General features: G+C 59.1%; 24 protein-coding genes, 1 tRNA gene and 2 pseudogenes. 6 read left to right on the top strand and 21 right to left on the bottom strand.

Annotated elements, in window-relative coordinates; genetic code table 11:
• Window positions 1-115: 115 nt before the first annotated feature.
• Genes ACTAQI_RS07595 through ACTAQI_RS07585 form a run of 3 tightly spaced genes read left to right on the top strand, consistent with a single transcriptional unit; the run spans window position 116 to window position 3,335 of the window.
• A complete protein-coding gene (locus ACTAQI_RS07595; protein ID WP_457950435.1) occupies window positions 116-1,285 on the top strand; it encodes a Gfo/Idh/MocA family protein in 1,170 nt (389 codons plus the stop codon).
• Window positions 1,285-2,499 carry a dihydrodipicolinate synthase family protein gene (locus ACTAQI_RS07590; protein ID WP_457950434.1) on the top strand — a complete coding sequence of 405 codons (1,215 nt, stop codon included), beginning with the start codon at window positions 1,285-1,287 and terminating at the stop codon, window positions 2,497-2,499. Before ACTAQI_RS07595 ends, ACTAQI_RS07590 begins: the two co-directional genes overlap by 1 nt.
• Window positions 2,496-3,335 carry a sugar phosphate isomerase/epimerase family protein gene (locus ACTAQI_RS07585; RefSeq protein WP_457950433.1) on the top strand — a complete coding sequence of 280 codons (840 nt, stop codon included), beginning with the start codon at window positions 2,496-2,498 and terminating at the stop codon, window positions 3,333-3,335. Before ACTAQI_RS07590 ends, ACTAQI_RS07585 begins: the two co-directional genes overlap by 4 nt.
• Before the next feature lie 105 nt (window positions 3,336-3,440).
• Here ACTAQI_RS07585 and xylB read toward each other — a convergent pair whose 3' ends face one another.
• Both xylB and xylA read right to left on the bottom strand, forming a co-directional pair.
• A complete protein-coding gene (xylB, locus tag ACTAQI_RS07580) occupies window positions 3,441-4,859 on the bottom strand; it encodes a xylulokinase (protein ID WP_457950432.1) in 1,419 nt (472 codons plus the stop codon).
• Between the two features lie 3 nt (window positions 4,860-4,862).
• Complete coding sequence (xylA, locus tag ACTAQI_RS07575; RefSeq protein ID WP_457950431.1) at window positions 4,863-6,050, bottom strand: xylose isomerase; 1,188 nt, start codon at window positions 6,048-6,050, stop codon at window positions 4,863-4,865.
• A gap of 149 nt (window positions 6,051-6,199) precedes the next feature.
• Between xylA and ACTAQI_RS07570 the strand changes: the two genes are divergently transcribed.
• Window positions 6,200-7,426 carry an ROK family protein gene (locus ACTAQI_RS07570; RefSeq protein WP_457950430.1) on the top strand — a complete coding sequence of 409 codons (1,227 nt, stop codon included), beginning with the start codon at window positions 6,200-6,202 and terminating at the stop codon, window positions 7,424-7,426.
• Window positions 7,427-7,475: 49 nt separating this feature from the next.
• On the opposite strand, the gene ACTAQI_RS07565 is transcribed toward ACTAQI_RS07570, so the two are convergent.
• Window positions 7,476-7,548: transfer RNA gene (locus tag ACTAQI_RS07565), tRNA-Arg, on the bottom strand.
• A gap of 207 nt (window positions 7,549-7,755) precedes the next feature.
• On the opposite strand from ACTAQI_RS07565, the pseudogene ACTAQI_RS07560 reads away from it, so the two are divergent.
• Window positions 7,756-7,908: pseudogene (locus tag ACTAQI_RS07560) on the top strand (single-stranded DNA-binding protein); the annotation flags it as partial.
• Window positions 7,909-7,930: 22 nt separating this feature from the next.
• Here ACTAQI_RS07560 and ACTAQI_RS07555 read toward each other — a convergent pair.
• The 18 genes from ACTAQI_RS07555 to ACTAQI_RS07470 form a co-directional block, all read right to left on the bottom strand.
• Entirely contained in the window at window positions 7,931-8,518 is a 588-nt protein-coding gene (locus ACTAQI_RS07555) for a hypothetical protein (protein ID WP_457950429.1), read from the bottom strand.
• 35 nt (window positions 8,519-8,553) lie between these two features.
• Window positions 8,554-9,033 (bottom strand): hypothetical protein, encoded by a 480-nt coding sequence (locus ACTAQI_RS07550; RefSeq protein WP_457950428.1) that lies wholly within the window; start codon window positions 9,031-9,033, stop codon window positions 8,554-8,556.
• Window positions 9,034-9,083: 50 nt separating this feature from the next.
• Window positions 9,084-9,596, bottom strand: a complete 513-nt coding sequence (locus ACTAQI_RS07545) for a hypothetical protein (RefSeq protein WP_457950427.1) — start codon at window positions 9,594-9,596, stop codon at window positions 9,084-9,086.
• Window positions 9,597-9,609: 13 nt separating this feature from the next.
• Window positions 9,610-10,737 (bottom strand): hypothetical protein, encoded by a 1,128-nt coding sequence (locus tag ACTAQI_RS07540; protein ID WP_457950426.1) that lies wholly within the window; start codon window positions 10,735-10,737, stop codon window positions 9,610-9,612.
• Window positions 10,734-11,486, bottom strand: coding sequence for a hypothetical protein (locus ACTAQI_RS07535; protein ID WP_457950425.1), 753 nt, complete (start codon window positions 11,484-11,486; stop codon window positions 10,734-10,736). The genes ACTAQI_RS07540 and ACTAQI_RS07535 overlap by 4 nt, the downstream gene beginning before the upstream one ends.
• Window positions 11,487-11,489: 3 nt before the next feature.
• On the bottom strand, window positions 11,490-13,100 hold the full coding sequence (locus ACTAQI_RS07530; protein WP_457950424.1) for a hypothetical protein: 1,611 nt from the start codon (window positions 13,098-13,100) through the stop codon (window positions 11,490-11,492).
• 3 nt (window positions 13,101-13,103) lie between these two features.
• Window positions 13,104-13,604: a hypothetical protein gene (locus ACTAQI_RS07525; RefSeq protein WP_457950423.1), complete on the bottom strand. Its 501-nt coding sequence runs from the start codon at window positions 13,602-13,604 to the stop codon at window positions 13,104-13,106.
• A gap of 4 nt (window positions 13,605-13,608) precedes the next feature.
• Entirely contained in the window at window positions 13,609-14,019 is a 411-nt protein-coding gene (locus tag ACTAQI_RS07520) for a hypothetical protein (protein WP_457950422.1), read from the bottom strand.
• A gap of 19 nt (window positions 14,020-14,038) precedes the next feature.
• Window positions 14,039-14,428 (bottom strand): hypothetical protein, encoded by a 390-nt coding sequence (locus ACTAQI_RS07515; RefSeq protein ID WP_457950421.1) that lies wholly within the window; start codon window positions 14,426-14,428, stop codon window positions 14,039-14,041.
• 378 nt (window positions 14,429-14,806) lie between these two features.
• Window positions 14,807-16,309 (bottom strand): phage major capsid protein, encoded by a 1,503-nt coding sequence (locus tag ACTAQI_RS07510; RefSeq protein ID WP_457950420.1) that lies wholly within the window; start codon window positions 16,307-16,309, stop codon window positions 14,807-14,809.
• The gene (locus ACTAQI_RS07505; protein WP_457950419.1) at window positions 16,302-17,357 is read right to left on the bottom strand and encodes a phage portal protein; all 1,056 of its coding nucleotides are present in this window, start codon (window positions 17,355-17,357) and stop codon (window positions 16,302-16,304) included. Before ACTAQI_RS07505 ends, ACTAQI_RS07510 begins: the two co-directional genes overlap by 8 nt.
• Before the next feature lie 235 nt (window positions 17,358-17,592).
• Window positions 17,593-19,020, bottom strand: coding sequence for a hypothetical protein (locus ACTAQI_RS07500; protein WP_457950418.1), 1,428 nt, complete (start codon window positions 19,018-19,020; stop codon window positions 17,593-17,595).
• Window positions 19,017-19,607, bottom strand: a complete 591-nt coding sequence (locus tag ACTAQI_RS07495) for a hypothetical protein (RefSeq protein WP_457950417.1) — start codon at window positions 19,605-19,607, stop codon at window positions 19,017-19,019. Before ACTAQI_RS07495 ends, ACTAQI_RS07500 begins: the two co-directional genes overlap by 4 nt.
• Window positions 19,608-19,988: 381 nt before the next feature.
• On the bottom strand, window positions 19,989-20,567 hold the full coding sequence (locus ACTAQI_RS07490) for a hypothetical protein (RefSeq protein ID WP_457950416.1): 579 nt from the start codon (window positions 20,565-20,567) through the stop codon (window positions 19,989-19,991).
• Between the two features lie 535 nt (window positions 20,568-21,102).
• Window positions 21,103-22,722 carry a primase-like DNA-binding domain-containing protein gene (locus tag ACTAQI_RS07485; protein WP_457950415.1) on the bottom strand — a complete coding sequence of 540 codons (1,620 nt, stop codon included), beginning with the start codon at window positions 22,720-22,722 and terminating at the stop codon, window positions 21,103-21,105.
• A gap of 184 nt (window positions 22,723-22,906) precedes the next feature.
• Window positions 22,907-23,107: an entry exclusion lipoprotein TrbK gene (trbK, locus tag ACTAQI_RS07480; RefSeq protein WP_457950414.1), complete on the bottom strand. Its 201-nt coding sequence runs from the start codon at window positions 23,105-23,107 to the stop codon at window positions 22,907-22,909.
• On the bottom strand, window positions 23,104-23,265 hold the full coding sequence (locus ACTAQI_RS07475; RefSeq protein ID WP_457950413.1) for a hypothetical protein: 162 nt from the start codon (window positions 23,263-23,265) through the stop codon (window positions 23,104-23,106). The genes trbK and ACTAQI_RS07475 overlap by 4 nt, the downstream gene beginning before the upstream one ends.
• A 304-nt stretch (window positions 23,266-23,569) precedes the next feature.
• The gene (locus tag ACTAQI_RS07470) at window positions 23,570-24,994 is read right to left on the bottom strand and encodes a recombinase family protein (protein WP_457950412.1); all 1,425 of its coding nucleotides are present in this window, start codon (window positions 24,992-24,994) and stop codon (window positions 23,570-23,572) included.
• Window positions 24,995-25,004: 10 nt separating this feature from the next.
• On the opposite strand from ACTAQI_RS07470, the pseudogene ACTAQI_RS07465 reads away from it, so the two are divergent.
• Window positions 25,005-25,415, top strand: a pseudogene (locus tag ACTAQI_RS07465) (single-stranded DNA-binding protein); the annotation flags it as partial.
• Window positions 25,416-25,434: the final 19 nt, after the last annotated feature.

Raw genomic sequence — 25,434 nt, 5'->3', positions numbered from 1 at the left:
CAAACTACTTCCGGAAAGCGCTTGCCAACCGGAAGCGCGCCGTGCATCATTGAAGCAGTGGGAATGCGCTTTCCCAATCAGCTTGAGTACATTGCTCACTCACCGTGGAGGACACATGGGCTTCGAAACCAAAACAATCCGCATTGCCATGAACGGCATCACCGGCCGGATGGGCTACCGCCAGCACCTGCTGCGCTCCATCCTGCCCATCCGCGATGCCGGTGGATTCACCCTCGAGGACGGCACCCGGGTCCAGGTTGAACCCATCCTGGTGGGTCGCAACGAGGCCAAGATCCGGGAACTGGCGGAAAAGCACAAGGTTTCCGAGTGGACCACCGACCTGGACGCCGTGATCAACGATCCCACTGTCGACGTCGTTTTCGATGCCTCCATGACCAGCCTCCGCGCTGCCACCCTCAAGAAGGCCATGCTGGCCGGCAAGCACATCTTCACTGAAAAGCCCACGGCGGAAACGCTGGAGGAGGCCATCGAGCTGGCCCGCATCGGCAAGGAATCCGGGGTTACTGCCGGTGTTGTGCATGACAAGCTCTACCTCCCTGGCCTGGTCAAGCTCCGCCGGCTCGTTGACGAGGGCTTCTTCGGCCGGATCCTCTCCATCCGCGGCGAGTTCGGCTACTGGGTCTTCGAAGGCGACATCCAGGCAGCGCAGCGTCCGTCCTGGAACTACCGGAAAGAAGACGGCGGCGGAATGACCACGGACATGTTCTGCCACTGGAACTATGTCCTGGAAGGCATCATTGGCAAGGTCAAGAGCGTCAACGCCAAAACCGCCACCCACATCCCGGCACGCTGGGACGAAGCCGGCAAGGAATACAAGGCCACGGCGGATGATGCCTCCTACGGCATCTTCGAGCTCGAGACCCCGGGCGGCGACGAAGTCATCGGCCAGATCAACTCGTCCTGGGCAGTGCGCGTTTACCGCGATGAACTGGTGGAGTTCCAGGTGGACGGCACCCACGGCTCCGCCGTCGCAGGCCTGAACAAGTGCGTCGCCCAGCAGCGCGCCCACACCCCCAAGCCGGTCTGGAACCCTGACCTGCCCGTTACCGAGTCCTTCCGCGACCAGTGGCAGGAAGTCCCGGCCAATGCCGAGTTGGACAACGGCTTCAAGCTGCAGTGGGAGGAATTCCTCCGCGACGTCGTCGCCGGCCGCGAACACCGCTTCGGCCTGCTCTCCGCCGCCCGCGGCGTCCAGCTCGCCGAGCTGGGCCTGCAGTCCAACGACGAACGGCGCACCATCGACATCCCGGAGATCACCCTCTAATGACTTCCCTCATCCTTCCCTCCCACGACGGCGGCACCCGCGAATACCGGCTGCAGGGCGGCACCTCCTGGGCCCGCCCGACGGCCCCGCTGACTGCCCGGCGCGCCTACGCTGCCGCGCACGTCATCCCGGAAGTCCTCGCTGACAACACCCCCGGCGCTCCTGCGCGGCTCGACTGGGACGCAACCATGGCCTACCGCCATGAGCTGTGGTCCTACGGGCTCGGCGTGGCAGACGCGATGGACACCGCCCAGCGGGGCATGGGCCTTGACTGGGCAGCCACGCAGCAGCTCATCAAGCGGACCGGCGTTGAAGCGGCCTCGGTGGTCTCGGCCGGAAACGCGGCGACAGCCGGGAAATCGGTCCGGGACCTGGTTTCCTGCGGCGCAGGCACGGACCAGCTGGACATCGACTCCCTGCCGGCCGGCGAGGCCGGCATCAAGGCTGTGCTTGAGGCTTACCGCGAGCAGATTGCCGTGATCACCGAGGCAGGTCCCAAAGTCATCCTGATGGCATCGCGTGCCCTTGCCAAGGTTGCCACCGGGCCTGACGACTACCTGAAGGTCTATTCCACCCTGCTGCAGGAAGTGGACCAGCCGGTGATCCTCCACTGGCTGGGCACCATGTTCGATCCCGCCCTCGCCGGCTACTGGGGATCCGACAACGTTGCCACCGCGACCGGGACGTTTCTCGGCCTCATCAAGGACAATGCGGCCAAGGTTGACGGCGTCAAGGTCTCGCTGCTCGACGCGAGCCACGAGGTGGACTTGCGGGCAGCCCTGCCCGAAGGCGTCCGGCTCTACACCGGCGACGACTTCAACTACCCCGAGCTGATCGACGGCGACGGCACCCACCACTCAGACGCCCTGCTGGGCATCTTCGCGGCCATTTACCCGGCCGCCTCGGTGGCCCTGCAGAACTACGACGCCGGAAACGCCGCCAAGGCCCGCGAAATCATGGATTCCACCCGGGAACTGGGCAAGCACATCTTCAGCGCCCCCACGTTCTACTACAAGACCGGCATCGCATTCATGTCCTGGCTCAACGGCAAGCAGCCCGGCTTCCAAATGGTGGGCGGCCTGCATTCCGGCCGCTCCGTGTGCCACCTTGCCAGGACGTTCGAACTGGCTGACAAGGCGGGCCTGCTCAGGGACCCCGCCCTGGCCGCCTTCCGGATGTCGGACTACCTGCGGATTAATGGTGTGGGCGTATGAGCGACTTCCAAAGACTGTCCATCAACAGCGCCACCACCAAGAAGTGGACGCTTGCCCAAGTGGTGGAGGGCTGCGTGAACGCCGGCATCCCCTCCGTTGGTCCCTGGCGGGACCGGGTGGCGGAGGCCGGCCTGGACAAGGCGGCGCGGCTGATCAAGGACGCGGGCCTGCGCGTCTCCTCGCTCTGCCGCGGCGGGTTCCTCACCGCGGCCGACGCCGAGGGCCAGGCTGCCGCGCTCGCTGACAACCGCGCTGCCATCCTCGAGGCCGTGGCGCTGGACACCACGGAGCTGTTCCTGGTGGTCGGCGGACTCGCCCCGGGGGAGAAGGACATTGTGGCCGCCCGGCAGCGCGTGGCCGACCGGCTCGCGGACCTGGTCCCGTTCGCGCAGGAAAACGGCGTCCGCCTGGTGCTGGAACCGCTGCATCCGATGTACGCCGCGGACCGCGCACTCATCTCCACCCTTGGGCAGGCCCTGGACCTCGCGGCGCCGTTCGACGCCGCAGCGGTGGGCGTCGCCGTCGATACCTTCCACGTCTGGTGGGACCCGGAACTGAAGGCCCAGATTGAGCGCGCCGGCCGGGAAAACCGCATCGCGTCCTACCAGGTGTGTGACTTCAACATGCCCATCGCCGCGGATCCGCTGCTGTCCCGCGGGTACATGGGCGACGGCGTAGTGGACTTCGCCACGATCGGCACCTGGGTGCGTGATGCCGGGTACACCGGCGACATCGAGGTGGAAATTTTCAATCAGGAGATCTGGGACACGGACGGCAACACCGTCCTGGCCACGGTCAAGGAGCGGTACGCGGAGCTTGTCCTGCCGTACGCCTGACCTGATCCAAGACCGCGGGCTCCTGCTACGTCACGGCAGGAGCCTGCGCCCCACGCACGGAAGACCCGGACCGCTTGCGGTCCGGGTCTTCCGTGTACTGCCGCCTTAGGCGTAGAGCGAGGCGAACCGGCGGTACCGGGCCAGCACGCCGGCGTCGTCCGTTCCCCGGGGAAGGTCGACGGCGTCGGCCGCCCACGCAGGGAAGCGACCGGTGAGTGCCGCCGCGGCCTGGCGCGCGGCGCCGTCGGCTACATACTCGCCCGGCTGCGGCACCGTGATGTCCGTTCCCAGCAGGTTTGCTGCCACTTCCTGCACCGCTGCGGACTGGGCACCGCCGCCCACCAGGAGAATCCGCCGGGCGGACACACCCTGGTCCTGGAGCGCCGCCAGGCCGTCGGCCAGGGAACAGACCACGCCCTCGACGGCGGCGCGCGCCAGGTTGGCCGGGGTGTAGTTGCCCCGGGTGATGCCATGGAGGGAACCGGTGGCATCCGGCAGGTTGGGTGTCCGCTCCCCATCAAAGTAGGGGACCAGGGTGAGTCCGCCGGCCCCGGCCCCGGCTGACAATGCCAGCCGGTTGAACTCCGGCAGGTCCACGTTCAGCAGGGCAGCGGTGGCATCGAAAACACGGGTGGCGTTCAAGGTGCACACCAGCGGCAGGTAATGGCCGGCTGCGTCGGCGAACCCCGCCACCAGTCCGGAAGCATCTGCCGCCGCCGTGTCCGAGACCGCAAACACGGTGCCCGACGTGCCCAGCGACATCACGACGTCGCCCAGTGCGGCGCCCGCACCGAGCGCCGCCGCCGCGTTGTCCCCGGCCCCTGCCGCCAAAAGGCTGCCTGCCGGCGTCCTTCCCGCCGCTTCCAGCGGGCCCAGGACCCGCGGCAGGACCGGCACATGGCCGAGCGATGCGGCCAGGACGTCGGGCAGGTACTGGCCCTCCGCTGTCGAGTAGTAGCCCGTGCCCGACGCGTCCGAACGGTCTGTGGCCAGAGCCCCCAAGCCTTTCGTGCCGCTGCCCGGACCATAACCGGCGAGCCGCCACGTCAGCCAATCGTGCGGGAGGCACACGGCTGCCACCTTTGCTGCATTCTCCGGCTCGTTCTGAGCCAGCCACTGCAGCTTGGTCAGCGTCAGCGACGCCACCGGGACCGTGCCGGTGGCACGTGCCCAGTACTGCGCGCCGGCGGCGGGATCGCCGCCGCCGGCACTGTCGATGAGTTCCACGGCCGCACCGGCGCTGCGGGTGTCATTCCACAGCAGCGCCGGCCGGATCACCGCTCCGTCACTGTCGAGGCAGACCATCCCGTGCTGCTGGCCGCCGACGGACACGGCGCTGACGTCATCCAGCCCGCCGGCGTCCGCAACAGCTTTTTGCAGCGCCGTCCACCAGTGGTCCGGGTGGACCTCGGTACCCTCAGGGTGCGTGGCCCGGCCCTGACGGACCAGCGCTCCGGTGTCAGCATCGCGGATGACCACTTTGCAGGACTGGGTGGAGCTGTCGATGCCTGCGACGAGCACCATGGCCTAGTGGGCGCCCAGGAGGTGCTCGATGGCGAGCTGGTTGAGCCGGACGAACGCGAAGGAGCGCTCCGCTGCCTTGTCGGCGTCGAAGTCCTCGAACGCGGCGGCGTCCGCGAGCAGGTCGGCGGTGCTTTCGCCCGCGTTGAGGGTGGGCTCGCCCAGTTCGAAGACGCCGGATACCTTGAGCGCTTCCTGCACCTGCGGGTCTGCGCGGAAAGCCAGCGCCCGTTCCTTCAGCAGCAGGTACATCGCCATGTTGGCCTTGGCCGACTCCCACACGCCGTCGTAGCCGTCGGTGCGGGAGGGCTTGTAGTCGAAGTGCCGCGGGCCGTCGTACTTCGGGCCGCCGCCCGGGAAGCCGTTCTCCAGCAGGTCCACGGTGAAGAAGGCGCTGGTCAGGTCGCCGTGGCCGAAGACAAGGTCCTGGTCGTACTTAATGCCGCGCTGGCCGTTGAGGTCGATGTGGAAGAGCTTGCCGGCCCACAGGGCCTGGGCGATGCCGTGGGTGAAGTTCAGGCCCGCCATCTGCTCGTGGCCGGTCTCGGGGTTGAGGCCCACGATGTCGCCGTGTTCGAGCTGGGCGATGAAGGCCAGGCCGTGGCCGACGGTGGGCAGGAAGATGTCGCCGCGAGGTTCATTCGGCTTGGGCTCGAGCGCAATGCGCAGGTTGTAGCCCTTGTCCTTGATGTAGCCGGCAGCCGTGTCCACGCCTTCCTTCATTCGGTCCAGGGCGGCAGCCAGGTCCTTGGACCCGTCATACTCGCTGCCTTCGCGGCCGCCCCACATCACGAAGGTCTCGGCACCGAGTTCGGCGGCGAGGTCGATGTTGCGCAGGACCTTGGACAGGGCGAAGCGGCGGATGGAGCGGTCGTTGGAGGTGAAACCGCCGTCCTTGAACACGGGGTGGCTGAACAGGTTGGTGGTGACCATGGGGACCTTCAGCCCGGTTTCCGCCAGCGCTGCGCGGAAGTTCTTCAGGATCAGGTCCCGCTCCGAAGCGGAGGCATCAAAGGGGACAAGGTCATTGTCGTGGAAAGTGATGCCGTAGGCACCGAGTTCCGCCAGGCGGTGGACTGCCTCCACCGGATCAAGCGCGGAACGGGTGGCCACGCCAAAGGGATCTGCGCCGGTCCAGCCGACGGTCCACAGACCGAAGGTGAATTTGTCAGCGGGGGTGGGGGAAAGAGTCATGATGCGTCCTTGCGATCGGGTGCCCCGCGGGATTGCGCGGCTTTAGTTCATTGCCTGAACTATATGAGCGGACGTAGGGTGGGGTCAATAGTCCAGCCGGCAGACAGCCGGAAAAACTTGACGGACGCATCTAACCGAGGAGCTTTGTGATGGTGATGCCGGCGCCTGCAGTGGCGGGGCCCGGAGGCGCAGCCCCCGGAAGCGTGGGGGATGTGAGGCGCAGCAACCTCGCGCTGGTCCTGGGCGCGATCGCCGAATTTCCACCCGGCGCCCATCCCAGCCGTGCCCAGATTGCCGGCGCCACCGGATTGACCAAGGCGTCGGTATCCAGCCTGGTGCTGGACCTCCTGGATGCTGGGATCATCCGCGAGATCGGCCTGAACCCGCAAGGGCGTGGCCGGCCGGGAGTGGGGTTGGAGCTCAGCCCCAGCCGCGCGGTCATGGGGATGGAGATCAACGTCGACTACATCTCCGCGGCTGTGGTTGACCTGGCCGGAACAGTGCTTCTCCGCGAGGTGCAGGACCGCGATAACCGCAACAGCCCTGACAGGCCAGTGCTGGCAGCGCTCGCAGTCCTGGGCGCCAGGGTACGGAGTACAGCGGGAGAGCGGGGCGTCGAGGTCCTGGGCGGAGGACTTGCAGTGCCCGGACTGGTGGACCCGGACGGGACGCGGGTGCTGACCGCCCCCAACCTGGGCTGGGTCAATGTGGAGCTCGATCTCGACGCCCTGCTGCCCGAAGCCCCCCTGGGGGTTGCCCTGTTCAACGAGGCCAATGCGGCGGCCCTTGCCGAACTGCGGCACCGGCCGGACGGGGCATCAAACTTCCTGTTCGTCTCCGGCGAGGTGGGCGTCGGCGGCGGGATTGTCATCGGCTCGGAGCTGTTCACCGGCCCCGGAGGCCATGCCGGGGAAGTGGGACACATCGTGGTGGACCCCGACGGCGGCCATTGTTCGTGCGGGGGCACCGGCTGCCTGGAGACGGTGGCCGGCCAGGACGCCATTTTCACCGCCGCCGGCCTGGCCACTGATGGGGGTTCACGCTCTGCCACCATGTCCGCACTCCTGCAGGCGCTGGAGGCCGGGGAACCCAATGCCGTAACCGCCGTCGAACGTGCCGGCCGCTGCCTGGGCATAGCGCTCGCCGCGACGTCGCGGGTGGTCAACATCGATTCCGTGGTCCTCGGTGGCCACTTCGCCGTGCTTGAACCCTGGCTGCGTGCCCCGTTGCTGGACAGCCTGCAGAAATACGCGCCGGGCAAGTATGCCTCGGAACAGGTAACAGTGTCCGCCGTGGGGGAGTTCGGTGCCCTGCTGGGGGCTGCCGGCAGCGTGATCCGGTCCCTCGTGGAAGCTCCGCACCGGCTTCACACGTAACCGGGACGCACAACGCCCCGGTCCGAAGACCGGGGCGCTGCCATCAATGTGCCCCAGGAGGGAATCGAACCCCCGACCGGCGGATTAGAAGGCCGCTGCTCTATCCCCTGAGCTACTGAGGCGTCGGCTTCCGGCCTGCAGGCCGGCGCCTCAAAAAGTTTACATTGCCCGGGGTGCCGGCGGCGTCATCCGGCCGCCACTGCTCCTCCACACGTGCCGTGCCGGCGCCTGTTGTCCACATACGGAAACCCATGCCTCCTGCCCGGTGGCATCCGGCGCGATGCTGGTCATGCCTGCTACAGGCGCCACCATCCAGACAGGACGTAGACATGAGCGAATCGATCACCATCCGGGGCTTCGTGGCCACCGAGATAACCAGTTCCACCACGCCAGGGGGAGTGGCAACAGCTTCCTTCCGGCTCGGTTCCACCACCCGCCGCTTTGACAGGGACTCCAAAACCTGGGGCGACGGGCACACCAACTGATTGGCAGTTCCAAATAGTGCTACGGCTTGATGCCTTCCGTTCGTCGTAATCGGATGGCTTCGGCTAGGCCCTCTGGGTACTGACCTAAACTGCTGCGCATGGAGATCACAAGTGCTGCCTTCGCAGAGGTGACCTGATTCGTCAGGTCTATGAGCTTTGATCCCTGTTCAGCAGGTCGCTTCGCATTTATGGCATCTTCTATAGGAAGCATGAAGCGTGTGGTGGCTGAAAGCATGTTGTTCATCGCCCCAACGACTTCTTCCGTACCGTTCAGGAGGTCGGCCGTGTTCATCAAGGCTTGCAGCTCTTGCCTCTGCTGAAAGATTTCCTCTTCGTCCCACATCTTCGGAGCGTTGAACAAGGCTCGGTTCAATAGTGACTGGTAGCGATCGAGCGTGACGAGGAAGTTGATGTAGATTTCTTCCTTCTTGGACTTCAACGCCTCTTCCTGCTCATTACGTTTCGTTAGCTCCCAGAGACTGCGTTCCGCCTTATGAGCGTCCTGAACGTTCTTCCGGTTTACAAATGCCGTTACCCCTGCGCCGCCTAAGCCTGCAATCACAACTCCGCTTGTTGTTACTAACAGTCTGACTGTCTCCGCATCCATATCCTTAAGCTACACAAGCCCGACCGCTCCGGTTTCTATCTATCCTTTGCCTCTGTTTTGATGTCCAAACGCGCTGCGGAGACGAAAGCTTCTGTGAGATCAGGAAGTTCGGCAATGGCCGCTGACATTTTCATGTCGGCTTCCTCGATCTTGCTTTTGTTGGCATCGAATTCGGGCATCATCTGACGTCGTTCCGACGCGAGCCGAAACATCGTGCCAGAGAGTCTGGTGAGTACGAGCGCGGCATCTCTGACATTCGCAGGTCCGATCAACCTGATCTCACTGAGTGCAACGGCTGCCTTTTGCTGAGCGGCTAGAGCTTTGTCGTCGGGACCCAGGGTCAGGGAAGCCTCAACAACAGCGGAGATAAAACGGGCATAGGCTTCCTGCTTGTTGTCCCGCAACCACTTATCGTGTTCATCGGACTTGTCCCGATTCAGCTTGTAGAGGGCAATAATTCCGTTGATCAAGGCGGCCCCAAGGGCACCACCGAGAAGCGGCAATAGAAATTCCATGCTCCAAACCTACACAGCAAAAACCCCGCCTCCTGCGAAGCGGGGTCTTGCTAACCGTTCTGAATCTTGGTGATCTTTACCCGGGTATCGATGTAGCGAGTTACTGCCGTCGTTACACCGAGCGCCAGCGTTGCGCCCTGTGTGAGGCGCAAAGTAAAGCAAATGGTGTGGAGGTTGGAACCGTAGCTGATATGTGCTTCAGAGGCCACCAGCACACCGGCAGAGGTTGCCCACATGTGGACGTTGCCCGGATCAGAATCAGGGGTAGCCATGGAGGTGATGATGTAGACGCCTGCCTCGCTCATGGTGATCTGTCCTCCGGTTCCACCAACAGCAAAGGTGTTGTTGACGGTCTTCGTGGCATCAGCAGAAAGCGTGCCAAAAGTGATACCTACGTTGGCATTGCTCAACTGAGTAGGGCCAGTGAACTCAGCGTGCTTGAGGCCAGCAGCTTTGCCGATGGCGGCATCTACTGATTCGGCCTGCTGCTGCATCACGATAGGGACGTTTGGTGCGACTGTGCCGGAAGGGTAAGTGATTCCGTACTTGAGGGTTGATGGCATGGGAGGGCCTTTCTTACTTGCTTGTGGAGATTGCTACGTCTTCGGGCTGGCGAAGGCGGACGGACATGGAGCCGGATGGGAAGTTGAAGTAGACAGCGGAGACGAGAAGCCGTTCTTGGTCACCCTCAGGAAGGGTTGCGGTAACGGTCATGCCGGGACGGAGCCAATAGGCCGAAACGGAGTTCAAGACAAAGCTGCGGCCACGGCGGGAAAGCGCCAGCAACCGTGCTACTGCGGCGTTGTTGGCCTGCGTCTGGCTGGCGGGAATGTCGCTTTCCACGAAGGCTGAGTTGTAGCCAATAGCGGCAGTGGAGAACTCGCCGGTAGAGATGTAGGCGTTGCCCCACACCACCTGATCGACGTTGTTGGCATCACGCCACGCGTACTTGATGCAGACCGCGTTGTTGAAGTTTTCGCGGCTGTAGACGGAGTTGGATTCAATGATGATTCCGCCACCGCCAGTGGTGAAGTTAAGGGCTGTATCACCGGAGAGAGCCTGAGGCGTGGCAATTCGCCACGTGCGGTCAGATTCGCAGTAGACCGACACACCGGCACGTGCTGCGGCCTCATGGATCAATGACCATGAATCCTGCCCCGGATCTTGCACCAGACCGGCCACGGCTGCTGCACCGAAGTTCGGTGTGTAGTCGGATGAAACGGCAGGTGTAGTGCTTCCGATGGTGGACCGCGTCACGTGGTAGGCAACCGCGTCCATAAGGTTTGACTGTGGCGGCTGACTGTCCCAAGCCATGCGTTTGTAATCCATTGCAAGGCCTTCATCGGACCAGCACGTAAGGATCATGCGGTTAGACGGTCTGCGGATTTCGCGGCTTCGTACGTGGAGGTCAGCGAGAAGATGAACGTCCTCTTCGTTGCTGTCGTACTTGTACCCGGCAAAGATCTTCACGCGGAACGTCTTGCGAGCATCCAGAGTGTCAAGCACGGCCTTGTCAGCCGGAATGGTGCACGTGAGGGTCGCTTGAATGCGGGGCGCACGTGAGTCGTCAAATTCAACGGAGCCGTCTTCCACATCAAGCTCAACAGGATCAGCGCCCTGCGGATAGGCGGTTGCCGTGATGATGTGGCGTGCTGAGTAGCGGATGCGGTTTTCGGCATCAATGGCGTAAGGATAGGTGGTCATCGGGCGTCCCCAATCGTGAGGTCATCAAAGGTTGCGTAGGCCGCTGTCACGGCGTCGAAAGAGGGGTATTGAGAGGCGAGAGCGTCGAACGTCCAGCCAAGAGCGCCAGCAAGGTTGCCGTAGGGACGGGAAACTTCCGTGTAGCTGACGGTCAGCTTGTAGCGGGTGTTCTCCGGTCCTGAGACTGCGTATGGGTCCACGTCAAGGGAGTTGGCGGCAAAGTACATATCCATTCCGGATACGGCCTGCTTGAGCAACACAGCCTCTCCACGGTCAAAGACACGGACAAGGCGGCTGGCGTCCTCAAGGCTGGTGGTCCAGATTTCAAGGATTCCGGTACGGGAACCAAGCTTGCCGATAACAACCAAGGGGTCTGACCGGCCAATGATGTTGTGGACGGTGGAGTTGGTTTCGCGTCCTGCGGAGTAGTTGACGATGCTCTCGGCCTGCTCCGAATAGTTCGGGGCAATCGGCACTAGCAGCCACGGCTTATCAATGGTGAGCGTTGCGGACTGGCTGAGTGTTTCAGCGGTAGTGGTGACCGTGTAGACGTTCAGGCCATGTGCGGCTTCATAGTCGGTGACGATGGTCTTACCGCCTGACGGGGAAGGTAGCTGTCCGCTTGAAATACGCACGCTGGAGAAGCCGTTGCTGTTGGAGCGGGTAATGCTCTGAACCGATGCGTTCTGAGTGATTTCAAGGACAACGGCACCGGTTGAGTTGTCAGGAGTTGCTGTAAATGTGGTCATGGCTTATGGCAAGGCAGCAGCCTGCCCGCCCCCTCTCGGTGCGAATTCAACGAAAATCTTTTTGCCTTGCTGGCTCATGTACCATTTCTCAACGGCGGAACCGTCAGGAAGAATCTGGAGCGGAGACGTACGCGCTTTTGTCAGAGCGTCCAGCTTGTTTCTAGCTTCTTGATCGTTCACGATTACGTCAGTTGAAACCCTGCCCGGAATCCTAAGAACCTGATCGACGTACTTTGCTGCTTCCTCACGGGAACCACCAAAAGCAGGAATTAGCTGATTGATCAGTGCATCCCTTTGGGCATTGAACTTTGCTGTTACATCTGAAACGCTTTGGCCCTGATCTAGAGCAGCCTTAGCCTGAGCCTCAATATTGTCCGTAAGCTCAATTACGGCACGCTGGTTCTCACGGCCCTTTGCCGTATTGGAATCCATCGTGTTGCCATTCTCTTTGAGTTTGGCGTTCATATTGTCAACGGAATCCAGATAATCAAGCTCACTGGTAATGCCGTCCTTCGTGGCCTCATCAAGCGCGTTCTGAGCGTCGATGCGGTCCTTCTGCGTGGCGAGAAGCCTGTCTTCCGCTGCCTTGCGCTTCTCAACGGCTTCAGAGGATTCCCCCATAACGTCCGTGTAGTACTCCGCCTGAGCAGAAGCGTCCTCGGAAGCGCCGGTAGCTTCCTTGAGCTTTTCGCGCTGCTTGTCCATGGCATCGGCGTTGGCGATAAGAGCCTTGCCCTGCTCGTTGAAAGTAACGCGGCCATCCTCTAGAACCGTGCGGTGCTGGTTCGCCTCGTCGCGGTTGGATTCAATGGACTTGGTAAGAACGTCGTAGGCCCTCTGGGAGGCTCCAACGTCACCGGCAAGGCCCTTGAAGATGTCCTTTGCGAGGTCGTCGCTTAGACCCTTTGTAGCGTCCCGGACCTGCTCAATATTGGTCTTCGCTTCGTCGGCCCATGGAGTCCAAGGGTTGTCTTCCTCAGCGAGAGCAAAGGCAATGTCCTTGATCTTCTCCGCAATGTCAGCGTCATCCAGCTTGCCGCCAGCGTCGTAAATTTCACGCGCTAGCTCAGCAGCCTTTTCCTTGGCCTCATTGTTGGCATCAGCTAGCTCCTGCATCTTGGCAATGGCAATACCGATACCGACAGCAGCGGCAAGGCCGATACCGGCACCAAGGGCACCAAAGCCACCAAGAGCGTTGGCAGCTACCTCCTGAAAAGCGTCAGCAATGGATTCCGCTGAACCATCAAAGGAGGCAGCTGCTTCCTTTGCTGTGGAGTTGGATTCATCCTTCAGATCCTTCAGGCCTTCGCCTGCCTTGGCTGAGCCGTCCTTGAAGGAGTCGCCCATACGCTTTCCGGTACCGTCCGCCTTGTTCTCAACTTCCTTGAGAGCCTGCGTCAGGTCACGGTCAATGTTCTTTGCTGCGGTGTCTGCGTCTTTGGCAGCTTCCTTGAAGTCATCCGAAATTTGATCCGATGCCTTATCGCTGGCTTTGGCGGTGTCCTTGAGTGAATCCTGAATATCCTCAAAAGAGTCCGCTACCTTTTCGGCACCCTTAATAACGTCATCCACATCTGTTGTGATGACGGTTTCAATGGGACGTGATCCGGCCATTGCTTACCCTTCTGCGGCTTCGTGGAGCCTGCGGATTGTGGTCTGTACTGTGAGGGACTGGATACGGCTGATAGCAGCTTTAGAAGCCGGTACAGCGACATAGCCGCCCTTGCGGTGGTGGGGAAGTCCTGCGCGGGTTCGGCGGGTAACGGTGTGCCTGCTGCCCTTGGGGGACTTGCGGTAATACTTGGTGTAGTTCTCCGGAGTGGAGCCAAATTCAGCCGCGCCCAAAAGAGCGTTCTGCGGGATGTTTCGCTTGCCGATTTTCTTGGAAGAGCCTTTAGCCGTGAGAACGATATTGGCTCCGGTCTTGACTGCAATTCCGGACTTATACACGCGGGAAGCTAGAGGAGTTATGTCCTTGCGCTTGTTTATCTCTTCTCGCCAGATGGGAAGGACCTCAGAGCGCTGGTAGCGGCGGATGTCATTCTTTAGCTCTTTGGGTAGCTGTCTGAATAGACGTTCCGCTTTATTGAGGCCCTTCCCACTGACGTAGAACTTCACGGAATTAGACTCCGTAGAGGAACGTTGGCTGTCCGTTGACGGGGAACTCAGCGGTTGTAGTAGCCACACCAACGCCACCACCGATGACGGTTGGAGCCTTGAGCGTTGCCGTGAAGGTGATGCTCTGTGTAGCGGTGCCTGTTGGCTTGATGACAACCGTCTTCTGTGTGCCGTGAAGGGAAATCAGCTTGGCTGTAAGTGTGGTGTTGGCCGTAAGATCCTGACCAAACTCAAGCGAAGCGGACCAGACGAGCGCACCGGTAGAAGTCTGGACGTTTCCGGAAACCGGAATCCAAGTTGTGTCGGTGGAAGTAGTGGAAAGCGAAGCGGAAGTAATAGCGTCGGAGTAATCCACGCCATCGATAACTACGCTCTCTGTGGCGATATTTAGGACTTTGTGCGGTGTTGAAGGCATTGCATTTCCCTTTCAGGGATTAAGAGGTTTGATGAGATGGGCGGTACGCGTTTACTGCGTCTGCTTCCGCCGTGATGTCGTAGGCGTGAAATTTGTCCTCAAGACTGAAGCGTTCGCCTTCTGACCAGCGGAGACCGGCAAAGGTTTCCACGCGCTTCAGGACGGCTTCTAGAGCGTTCTCAAGCAGGACTTCAGCGGCTTCCGGATTAGTGCCGGGAACCATCACGCGGATGATGAGGGAGTGAGTAATGACGTTTGCGGAGGCCTTGCGGAGGCCGGTTCGGTAAACGTGAACCGCTACCTTCCCCGTTGGGATGTTGTCCGGCGTGGAGGCCGGAAAGCCCTTCATGAGGAACGTAGGGTTATCGGTTCCGATATGTGCTGCTACCTGTTCGCTGACCGTGCTCAACGGAGCCTCCCTAGAGGAGAGGTCTTAGGACGGAGCAGGTCACGAGCAAGCCAGATGAGCGGAGCCGTAGGGATAGTCAGACCGTCAGGCCCGATTTCCTCACGGTTGCCACCGGCCATCTTTGACCAGATGTCACGGGCGGTGATGGCTTCAGCCAGTCGCCATGACTCAGGCACTGCCGCATCCTCAGAAAGGGCAGGCGCGTACGCAACACAAAGACTGTTGGCGGTGGCCATGATGACTCCGAAAAGCGGATCATCAACAGGCGCTTCCGGCCACACGGAGAGTACGAAGTCATTACTTCCGAAGTTCCAGTACATGCCTACCCTTTCTGAGATTGAGTGTCATTCGCAATAAGCGAGACAAATTTTTTAGGCCTTAGCCGACCTTCTTGAGACCGCGTGCATCGTTGAGAACGAGTGCGTAGTAGCCGAAGAGAGCTTCATCGAAGCCGCCCTTGTTCACGTCGATTGCCTCAACGCGGATAGGGGAGCCGCCCAGTTCGTAGAAGGTCACAGCCTCACGAGCGCCAACGTAGACATCGTTAGCGGCTACGTCTGCGGAAGGGATGATCTTGAAGCCAGCAAGGGAGCCGTCCTCAAGTCCAAGGGAAGACTCAAGGTACTTGAGGCTGTCGTTCTCCTTGGTTAGGAGAAGATCGCGGTAAGCAGCGGTTCCAACGATGGCGAAGGACGGAGTTGCAAAGTCGATCATGGCAAGGGAGCCGTCAACGATCTTGGCAGCGGCAGCAGCTACACCGGTAGGAACAGAGCCAGCGGAGACAGCCTGAGCGTTGGCCTTGATGAAGTTGATGACCTTCGCATCGGACTTGCGTGCGTAGTCCGTAGCAGCGCCCTTGAGCAGGGAAGCAATGGTGTCGGTGTTGCCGAAGTCAACGAACTTGCGGTCAACCTTCACGCCACCGGCAAGGCGGGATGCCTCGGTGGAGTAGTAAGTGCTGGTAGCACCGGTTGAAGGGATGTCGGCAAGATCGCCTGCGTAGTCGCCAACGGTGGGGAGAGCGGTCCACTTGAAGCCCTCAACCTTCCAAGAGGTCAGGGAGCCGGAGCCAACGAGCGGAACATACTTGCGCTGGTAGTCCTTACCGCTCCACAGTTCGCCAAGCCAAGCAGGCTGCTCAACGTTGTCCTTGTGTGCGGTGTTGGTGATGTTGGTCAGCGCGAATAGCTGGTTCTCACCAAGTGCGCCAGCATCTTCCATTGCGGAAACAAGACGGGCATCACGGGATGCGAAAACAGAAGCCACTTCACGGAGGCTCTGATTTGCGAAGTTCTTGGTTGTAGCTGTCGGAACAGCAGCGGGAGTTTCAGACATTTCGTCTTCACTTTCTGTAGGGGTTTCTGCTTCGGCTTCTGCCTCAGCGGTGATTTCCTCTTCCGGCTGTTCCGGTTCAGAGGGGCTTGTGGTTTCTTCCTCTGGAGTTGAGTCCTCGGAGAAAGCGGAAATAAGGCGAGCGGAACCAAGAGCGGGATTGACCACAATTCCGGCTCCGGATAGGACAGCGCTGGTGATGGTTCCGGAAGTGGGAGTCATTTCCGAAAGCTCCATGCTGACTCCGGTACGAAGGCCTTCCTTGGCTTCCGTGAAAATGTCACGGCCAAGAGTGGTATTCGCCAGAGTCACAGTTGCGTAGAGTCCGTCAGGCTTTGATTCGAAATCGGAAAGCTTTCCAATGGGACGGAATGGATCATGCTCAACGTTGACAATTGCGCCTTCTGCGTTTGAGAAGTCAATGCTTCCTTCCGGGAAGGTTGCATCTCGGTCGCGTGCCTTTTCGTTGTAGGGTGCGAGCTTGTAGCGGAGTGTTCCGCGCTTTTCGGAGAAGCTGACAAGCTGACCTAGAGAAAACTTTTCAGTCATTGGTTACCTCAGTGATAGGAGTTTCAGAGTTCCCCTTGGCAACGGATGTGCGGAAAGAGGAATAGTCAACGGAGACCTTGATTCCCGGAGGCGTAACGTCATCCTGTGAAAGGCGGTCAGCAATTGCTTCCGTCCATGTCTTCAGGGAAAGCTCAAGCAATTCGTTGCGCTCATCAACGGCATTGTTGTAAGTGTTCGAATCGCCGTTAGTTCCGTCGAGAAGTCCAACTGTGATTCCAAGGAAGTTCGCTAGGTCTTTGCGGAGAGCTTCGCGGCCTTGAATCATCAGTGAGTTTGAGGAATCGGTAGCGCCGAATCCGGAGATGTCCAGACCGTAAGGAACGTGCACCATGCCGCCGCGCTTGTTTGTCAGGGAGTCCTGAAGTTGCGCACGCATGTCATCGATCTCTTCAGCCGTAGCTTCCAGCGGCTGAGTCTCTTTGGTGAGTACTACAGGCTCCGGAACAGCCGTGCGGTTGTTGATCGTCTGCGTGATGTTGCGGTACTGGCGGACTGAATCCTTGGCGGTCTCAAGGAATCCGGCAGGCATGAGAGACGGGATGTAGAGAACGCTGTCTTGGTTGACGCGCTTGTTATCGATGGTGATATATCCGTCAGCGTCAATTGCCCAGATTCCAACGGGAAGGTGAGCGGCAGCAGTGACGAATCCATTAGCGTCGCGCTCAACCTTGAGTACAGCGTGGTTCTCAAGAATCAGATCCTGAATAACGGAAGCCTGACGCTTGGCAGGGGAGTAGACGCCTTCAGTGGTGGTAAGCCACGGCAGGTCAACAGGGTTGCCGTTGGTGTCGGTAGCCAGTAGGGGAAGACGGGAACCAAGGGAAGAAAAGATCTGGAGGCCGCGAACAACGGCGGGAACGGAGAGAGCAGCGGCTCGATCTACCGGGAAGAGCGAAGTATCAACGTCAGGAAAGATTGCCTGAGCAAGCGTTGAAGGCGAGAAAAGACCGGTGATATCCGGGGATGCGGAGTAACCAGTGGCAGGGCTGTATGCCGCTACCTTCTGTGCCCTGCTGAAAATACCCAATTGAACTCCAAGTCAAATAACGAAAACTGAAGTGGACGCACTTCAGGTACTGCTTTGATTTGTTATTTGACTTGGCAATTAAGGCCGGTTGTTCTAGCGGCGGGAAGCTGGTTGGAGACTTCCCGCCACTAACGCTGACCGTATTACCGGAAAGCGCCTGTTACGTAAGTGAACCTTGGAGGAAACAACTATTCAATTATACCATTAATTTGACATAGGGAGTTGAAGGGTGTATCTACAAGCGCATTACTCCACGTGGCCTGTGAGCATTTCTCTGACGCTTTCCAGCGGCAATGTAGAGCGCATTGGAAGCAGCCACCAAAGGGGAAATATCAGCGTTTGAATTTCCACGGCTCCACAGGCGCGAATCAGCGGCGTAGCGGAATGCCACCGCTTCAACCGCTGCGTCAATGGCAGGATCTACAGCGTGCACCAAAGCATGATCCGAAACGTGCGAAGTGAACAGGGAAACACCGGCAGCTACTTCCTTCATGGTCATTGCTCGGAGGTTGTTCTTCGGTACGCGGGGATTGCGCTGGATGGTCTGGTTGACCGCTAGGTTGTTCCCGATTGCGTCATAGCCGATCTCCGCTCCTCTGTGGTCCGTCAGCAGTTTGGAGATGCTGGCGGGAAGCCAGTTATAACCGGCCTTATGCTCAAGGATCTGGACGTTGGGGATGCCGTCCGCTGTGTACCAAGCAACCGCCACAGCACCGGCTGAGCCGTCCTGAGTCACGTCAAAGGAGATGGAGAAGTTTTCATTCGGCAGCGCCAGCAGATCCGGAACCTGACCGGCCAGCCAGTCCTCCTCAGGGATGGCCCTAAGGGAAGAGGCAACAGGATCTAGGCAAAGGAATTCACGGCTGAACGACAACAGGCCTTGAGTCTCCAGAGCCTTCCTGAGGAACTTCAGGGAGACAAGGCCGCTGCTGAGTCCGGGATAGACGCGGTGCCACAGGGCTTCATCCGTGGCGTCATCCGTTGGCTCCATGGAGTAGTCCAAGATTCCAAGGTCTTCGGTGCCCTTGCGGCCTGCCTGTAGGTACTGCCACAGCAGGCCTTCACGCGTCTTCGGTGGAGTGCCCGTGACGATTAGCTGAGCGTTGGGGCGCGTGGCGAGAACCGGCATGGCACCGGCCAGCAGGTCTTCCGTTGTCTTCGCGTCGTACTCGCCTGCTTCATCCATGAGGATGCAGTCAGCGTAGGAACCACGGAAGGCAGCTGCCTGCGGCTTTACGGCTCTCCACTGGCTCCCGTTGTCCCACACAATGCGGATGGAGCCGTTGGATTTGTAGAAGCGGAACTGACGTGAGGTCTCATCCGGATAGGCCATCTCAAGCTGACTTCCAAGCTCGGCAAGGAACTGCTGTGAAAGCGTTCCGGTCTGAGCCGTGCTGATAATGCGATAGCCGGGAATGGAGAAGCAGCGGCCTAGAAGCGTGGCCTGAATTGAAGAGGTCTTGGTGGCACGCCTTCCCATTTGAATTACGAGTTCCGGGTAAAGCGGAAAGCCTTCCTCATTCTTGGCCTCCAGCAATCCGGCGACTTGCTCACCCTGAGGGAGGAGGGAAATTCCCATAGCCTCAGCGGCCTTGTGCGCCTCTGTAATGGACGTATTAGCCGGAATGGGGGAGATATGCCTAGGAATGGCTACGTAGCTCATAGCGCCTCCTGACAGCCGGTCAGGGAGAGAAAATGAGGGGCCGACGGCGGGACACTGGAAGCCGTTAGGAAAAAACCTTTGTGAACTTTTCCAAGGTCGCGTTCCTCATGGCAGGGGCGGCATAGCGCGTCGTAGTCTGTGATGTTCGTTGACCAAGTGCTGAAGACTTCGCCTTGCTTGCCTGAGTTGTAGCGCTTGGTGTGTGCGCCCTGCATCTCGTAGCTGCTGCCACCGCGATAGCTCCACTCCTGCGCCTGTGCACCGCAAGGGCAGACGTGCTTAGACGCATAGCCTCGGTAGTGCTTCACACGCTGGTGTGCTGCGTCGTAGCTGCACGCTGTGGTTGGTGGTACTGCTGCTGTGATCAGTAGTTCAGCAGGTACGTACGCCTCGGCCTTGGCTTGACGCCACTTCTCACGGAATGCTTCAGGGTTCTCTGCCCTGCGTCTTGCCTGATAGCAGCGGCTGCATTCCTGTGTCTTCTGAATCCTGATGTTGGGTACAACCATCCGGTCCTGTTCGTGCTGTGGAATGCCCTGCGCTTCAGCCTCAACGCGGCTGATGGTGTGGTCTGCGTTCCACTTCATGTCAGCGGTGACCATGCGGCCACAGCGGAAGCAGGGGCAGGGCAGCAGGGCAGCAGCTATCTTGCGTGCCGCGCTGCTGCGGGTAGACGAGTAATGACGTATAGGCATGACGAATCAGCCCTTCCTCAGGGTTATCGTCGCTTCGTCATTTGCGGCGTTTCGCCGGTCGCCTTCCGGTTGCACATCCTGTGCTGAGTGGCTGTCTTTCCAGCCTGTCAAATGTTGGTCATTACCCTTCCCGTTTGAATACCTCAAACACGATGATGAGAATGAGTGTCGGGATTATCCAGAGCGGATTCTGTCCGGTGAATGATAGCGGGATCATATTCACCCCATTTCCGGGGATGTTCCCTTACCAATTATACCTGAGAATAGTTCTCACTAAGCCCGGCTGTAAACCGCTGGATGTCCTCTTGTACCTCGTGTACCGGTAATCAATCCTGCATCTCGCCATTTCTTTAGATTGGATCTAACCGACAATTCCGTTTGATCGTTGTAAGCCATCAGGCCTTTGATCGTGAACGTTCCATCTCCGCTGTCCATAATGTCCTCTGCGCCTTGCCAGTATCTGGAGCGTATGAGTCTGGTGCTGTGGCTTCCGCGTTCGCTTACGAACTTTGGTGGACCACTCGGAGTGCGTTTGGCCTTCGGTCTGGTTGATCCAGTGCGGCCCGTGCGAAGGGGACGCTTTGGCTGCATGTGCTCTTCAAAGTAGGACTTTGCTGTACGGCTGCTTGGCCTATAGCCTCCGGCTTCCTTCAGCTTGGCAATCGTGCCGTCAATCCGTTCCTGAAGTTCATCAAGCGCCTGAAGCTTCCTGAGAACGCGTGCCTCATAGTGTGCGGTCTGCTCTTCCGGAAGGCCCTCCAAGGCTGTCAAATGGCTGTACACGATCTTCTCTAGTGTCTCCGCTGACCGCTCCAGAGACTGAAGCTCAACCAGCATCACGGATACGCTCATCGGGTTCTCCTTCCGTATGAACGCGCCTCTTCCCCAAGGGTCTTCATCCGTGTGCGGTGGTCCTTCACGACAACAGCCAGCAGGACAACAATCAGCGTCTCAAGCATTGCGTGCCTCTTCCCATACGCGTTCCGCGATTGCTACAGGGCATCCGGATTCCGGCAGGATGTGTACCCTTCCGTCTGCTGCTTCCATAAAGATGCTGGACTGTCCGTCCCAATAGATAGGGGTAGGGGCAGGATAGTTATTTGATTCCAAGGTTTTTCCTTCGTGTAAGAGTGTGGTTTGAACGTTTGAACGCTTGAACGCGTGGTTAGAAACTTTTTTTATATGGAACAGTTTTTTGTTACATATACATAGGGTCATAGGCATATGTAGTTCTACTTACTCTCTATAGAGGTAGTTCTAAATATTTACGTTCAAACGTTCAAAGAGGGTATAGAAGAGGCCTAGTTCCCTTTATTTACAGGGATTTTGGCTTGAACGTAGACCCCTTCAAAAGGGTTCAAGAAACGTTCAGTTGAACGTTCGGAGGTCAGAAGACCCTGAGAGTCTGGTTCTTGACCAGAGCATCGAACCTGCGTCCGCCTGAATTGGCCTCAGGGTGCTGCGTCTGGATGTGCTTGCTGAACACACGCTGCGTCAGGATCTGCTTGGACGTGTAGCCGTGATCCTTGCACCAAGAGACGTAGTCGGTGTGGGCCTCACTGATCTTGATGAACTGCGACTTCGGAGCCTCAGTGTCAATCAGGTAGCGTTCAGCGTCCTTCATCTCATTCAGGAACTCGATTGCGTTGGAACTGTCATCACGGGTAGCCAGCTTCAGGGCACGCATGCTATCTGTCAGCGCTAGACCCTCATCCAGATAGGCAAGGTAGGAGGCCTTGAGCCATTCCAGTGTCCCGGAACGGTTGGCCTTCAAGCGGCCTTCAAGTCCCTCATCCTGAATGTAGGTGGAGCCGTTCAGCTTGGCATCTTCGGCGCGGTGGTACTGGTGCGGGAAGTTGACCGGTGCAACGCGTGCATAGACTTCCGGAGCTACCGTGTCGATCTTCATTCCGTCGTTGCTGACGAAGAACATAAGACCCTGCGGCCTCCACTTGACCGCGTTCACGTACTTCTGTTCAGAGTCGATCATGTCGCCTCCGGAGTACTGAAGGACAAAGCCCTTATCCAACTGCCCTTGAACCTCTGTGAAGGCTACGTAGCGTGCCTTCTGCATCTCGTGGCGAGCGTGGGACTTGGAGCCTTTGGCGTATAGCTCAATGGCTTCGCTCTTCGGCTCTGCATAGAAGCTTTCGGCAATGTCTTCCATTACGCGGTTCATCATGCTCTTACCGGAGTTGGTAGCGCCTTGTACCGAGACAATCGTCTTGGTAGCTACGTCGGTGACTCCGAACAACGCCCAAGCAACAGCCTTGGAGTAGAACCGTGCCTGTCCCTTGTCGGCAATGCTCTGCTCAAGGAAGCGCACGAGATCCCCGTATCCGGAGCCGGGGCGCTCTTCAGCGTTGAGCATGCGGTAGACAGCGCGTGAAGGGTCATGGGGGAGAAGGTCAAAGCGCTTGTCCCTGCGTACCGCGTCAAGGTCATACACGCCGTTTTCAATGACCATCCAACGGCGGTCATCCGCAAAGTGGTTTGAGGGAACATTCAGTTCCGTCTTGAGGAGTCGGGCAACAGCGTTGATTCCCGCCTCTGTTGAAATCCGGTCGCGGAATGACTTGTGCTTCTTGATCTCACCCTTGTCATACAGGGCGCGGATCTTGGCTGCGTCTTCCTTGGCGGAAGCTGAACCGGAGGAAGCTGCATGCTGAGCTAGGGTCTCGAAATGGCTCTTGATGAATTCAAGGGCATCGGCCATGGCCTTGTAGTAGTACTTGACCGCTTCAATTGCTACTCCGTCGCCGTCGCACGGAGCGTGCACTTTTCCATTCCAGAGGTACCAACGGTTTTCGGTTGGAATATAGGAGAGGCGGGTTTCAAACATATCGCGGATAGCCTTAGCAGCCCTGATCTCCGTACGGGGAAGGCTAGCTTCCGCTTTGTGGATGTTAAAGCTGCTGTAGTCCGCCTTCTGACCTAGAAGCTCTTCAAACCACCTATCAAGGTGTAGTTCTACATAGAGGTTCTGGAGTGCGGTTGTTTCGTTCATTGAGGTAATTCCTTCTATTCGTAAGTGAGTCCATGCGGTCTCTTTTCTCTTGGCTTTTGTCTTTTATTTCGTTCAACTTGGCCCCACAAATCTCCTGTATAATAGGAGAGTGGGTTACCGGTGGTGCGGATAACCGCGTTTTTGAAAGGCCTTCCGGTTTATTGTCGTTTCCCGGAGGGCCTTTCTATTTGTCCGGGTAGTCTTCACACCGGTCATAGATTGCTACTTGGAGTTCGGCAGACTTCGCTCGTAGTTCCTTCTGCGTGTAGTGCGATTCAAGGAAAGCTGTCTCTTCGTCCACGCACTGCTTGAACGTCTTGTGCGGGGCCGGTGCACAACCGGTGAGCATGGCCCCCGCCAGCAATGCTGCGGCTAGTCGCTTCATTTGCCTGCTTCCTGAGCCTCAAGCTCAGCTACCCGCTGCTCAATGACGCCAACTTCACGCGCTGCCTCAAGCGCTTGGTTCTGGAGGCGTACCACACGGTTCCTTGCGTGGGAGAGCTTGCTTCGTGTCCTGATCAGTTCGGTGCGTTCGTAGTTCATGGAAAAATTCTTTCTGTAGGGGCTTGACTTCTGATGTCTATAGCAACTATCATACCATGAATTCAGAACGGGGCGGAATCTTACGCTCCTTATGCAGCGCTGTCAAGCCATAGTCTAAGAAAGTTTTGAACCACATCTAGTGTCATTTTCGGCGTCTTGACCCTATATCTAGTGGTTCCGGATGCCGGATGAGGTTTCAACGGACTTTCAACGGAACCACGAAAACTTCCAACGGAAACCAAAAAACCCCGCCAGCCGAAGCCAACGGGGATCTTGTGGAGATGGTGGGAAACATCCTCCAGTGCTACAGCATACGGGGCGTGAAGGTGATGCTGTCGGGGTCCCAGCGGTTCCCGTTGTTGGCCGGAAGCATCGTGATTGACTCCCACATCAGGGAAACCAGACGGCGGCGCTTCTCAAGGCTGAGGGCATCCCATTCAAAGACCATCTCAATCTGCCCGTTGTCATCGGCGGTGGATTCAAGGGCTTCATCAATGGTCGGCATCCGGACCAAGGAAACCTTCTCCATCTCGGCAATCTTCCGCTCAATCTCCCGGAGGCGTGCCTCATGCAGTGCACGTGGCTTCCGGTAAGCGGATGGCATCAGGCCTTCCTCAGCGGCTTCGTCTTGCCAGTCCTGCCAATACTTCACTTCCTTGGCCCACTCATTGCGGAGGGCACTCAAGGCTTCCTTATCAACCTCTACGGCTTCAGGGTTGAGCACAAGAATCCGCTCAAGGGTCTTCAGGATCACTAGATCATCCGTTGGCTTCAGTGATTTGGAGATGTGCGTATTGCCGCACCGGTAGACGTGGCGTAGGCGGTAGCTGCCATCAGAGAGCTTGCGCTTGGCGGGAACGCCGTAGCACTTGCCGCCACACGTGCCACAGGTCAGCAGACCGGACAGCAGGTACTCATGCTTTGTCCTCTTTGGCTTGGCTCGGTCCTTGGTCTGCAACCGGCTTACCAGAGCGTCCCATGTAGGGCGGTCAAGGATGGCCTCCCAGTTGCCTTCTATAAGTTCCCCGTCGTGTTCCCGGAGTCCAGCAATGCGCGGATGGAGCAGGGTCCGCCTCAAGGGTTGCCGTCCCCACTCGCCGCCAAAGGTGGTCTTGAGGCCGCGCTCATTGAGCAATGCGGCACCGGCTGAGATGGTGCCTCCGTTGATCACGGATTCGGCAATGTCCTTGATGGCCTGAGCCTCTTCCGGAACAAGCTTGCCTTCCAGTGTCAGACCAAACGGCCTGCGTCCGCGCCAGTGGTCCTTCCCGCTCTCACGGTCCTGAGCGAAGCGTGCCTTCTGTCGTGCGCTGCGGCGGGACAGTTCGGCAGCGGCCACAGCTACCTTGATGCGTGCATACAGGATGCCGTTATCGGTGGACAGGTCAGCCTCACCGCCAACCGTTGCCAGCATGAGGCCCTGCTTATCCACCAGTGTCAGCAGATGCTCAAACTCCATCGGCACGCGCCAAAAGCGGTCCAAGTCCCACGCGGCCATAGCGGAAAAGCCACCGGCTGAGTAGTCCTCAAGCATGCGTGCATACTCGGGACGGGGAACCTTGCCTGACGCTGACGTGTCGTTCTCAAGGTACTCCGGACCAACCTCCCAGCCTTTGGCCTTCAGTAGCTTGTGAATGTCCTTCCGCTGACGGTCAACGGCAAGGCCTTCATCGGCGGTGCCAAGGCTCTTGTCCTTGGAGATTCGGAGGTAAACAGCGCAAACGGTCATAGCACGTTATGGTACCGCCAACTGGTTCACCGTCCAGGGCTACCGCAACCTTGCTGGGACCCTGGGCTGCAGCATCAGGAAGGGCCAGCCGGTCATCGTGGTGGGCAAGCTGAAAATCCGCACCTGGGAAAAGGAAGGGCGCGTCTACCACTCCACCATCATTGACGCAGAGGCCGTGGGGCATGACCTCACCTTCGGATCGGCCAACTTCATCCGTACCGCCTCCCGGCCTGCCCTTTCCCTCGTGGAGCAGCCGCCGGCCCCTGATGACGCCCCCGGGCTGGACCAGGTCCCGGACGAACCGGAGGACCGCCTGGACGAACACCCCGAAGACCAGGGCCACGCCGCCGTGGTCATTGAGGACAATGACGGCGCCCTCGCCTCCCTTGACCTCGAAACGGGGGAACTCGCCGAGGTCTAGGAACCACGGATCAGGTATC

It is taken from the genome of Pseudarthrobacter sp. alpha12b (genome assembly GCF_054130495.1).
Note: the sequence above shows the minus strand (reverse complement) of the source record. Positions and strands in the feature narration are given on the sequence as shown.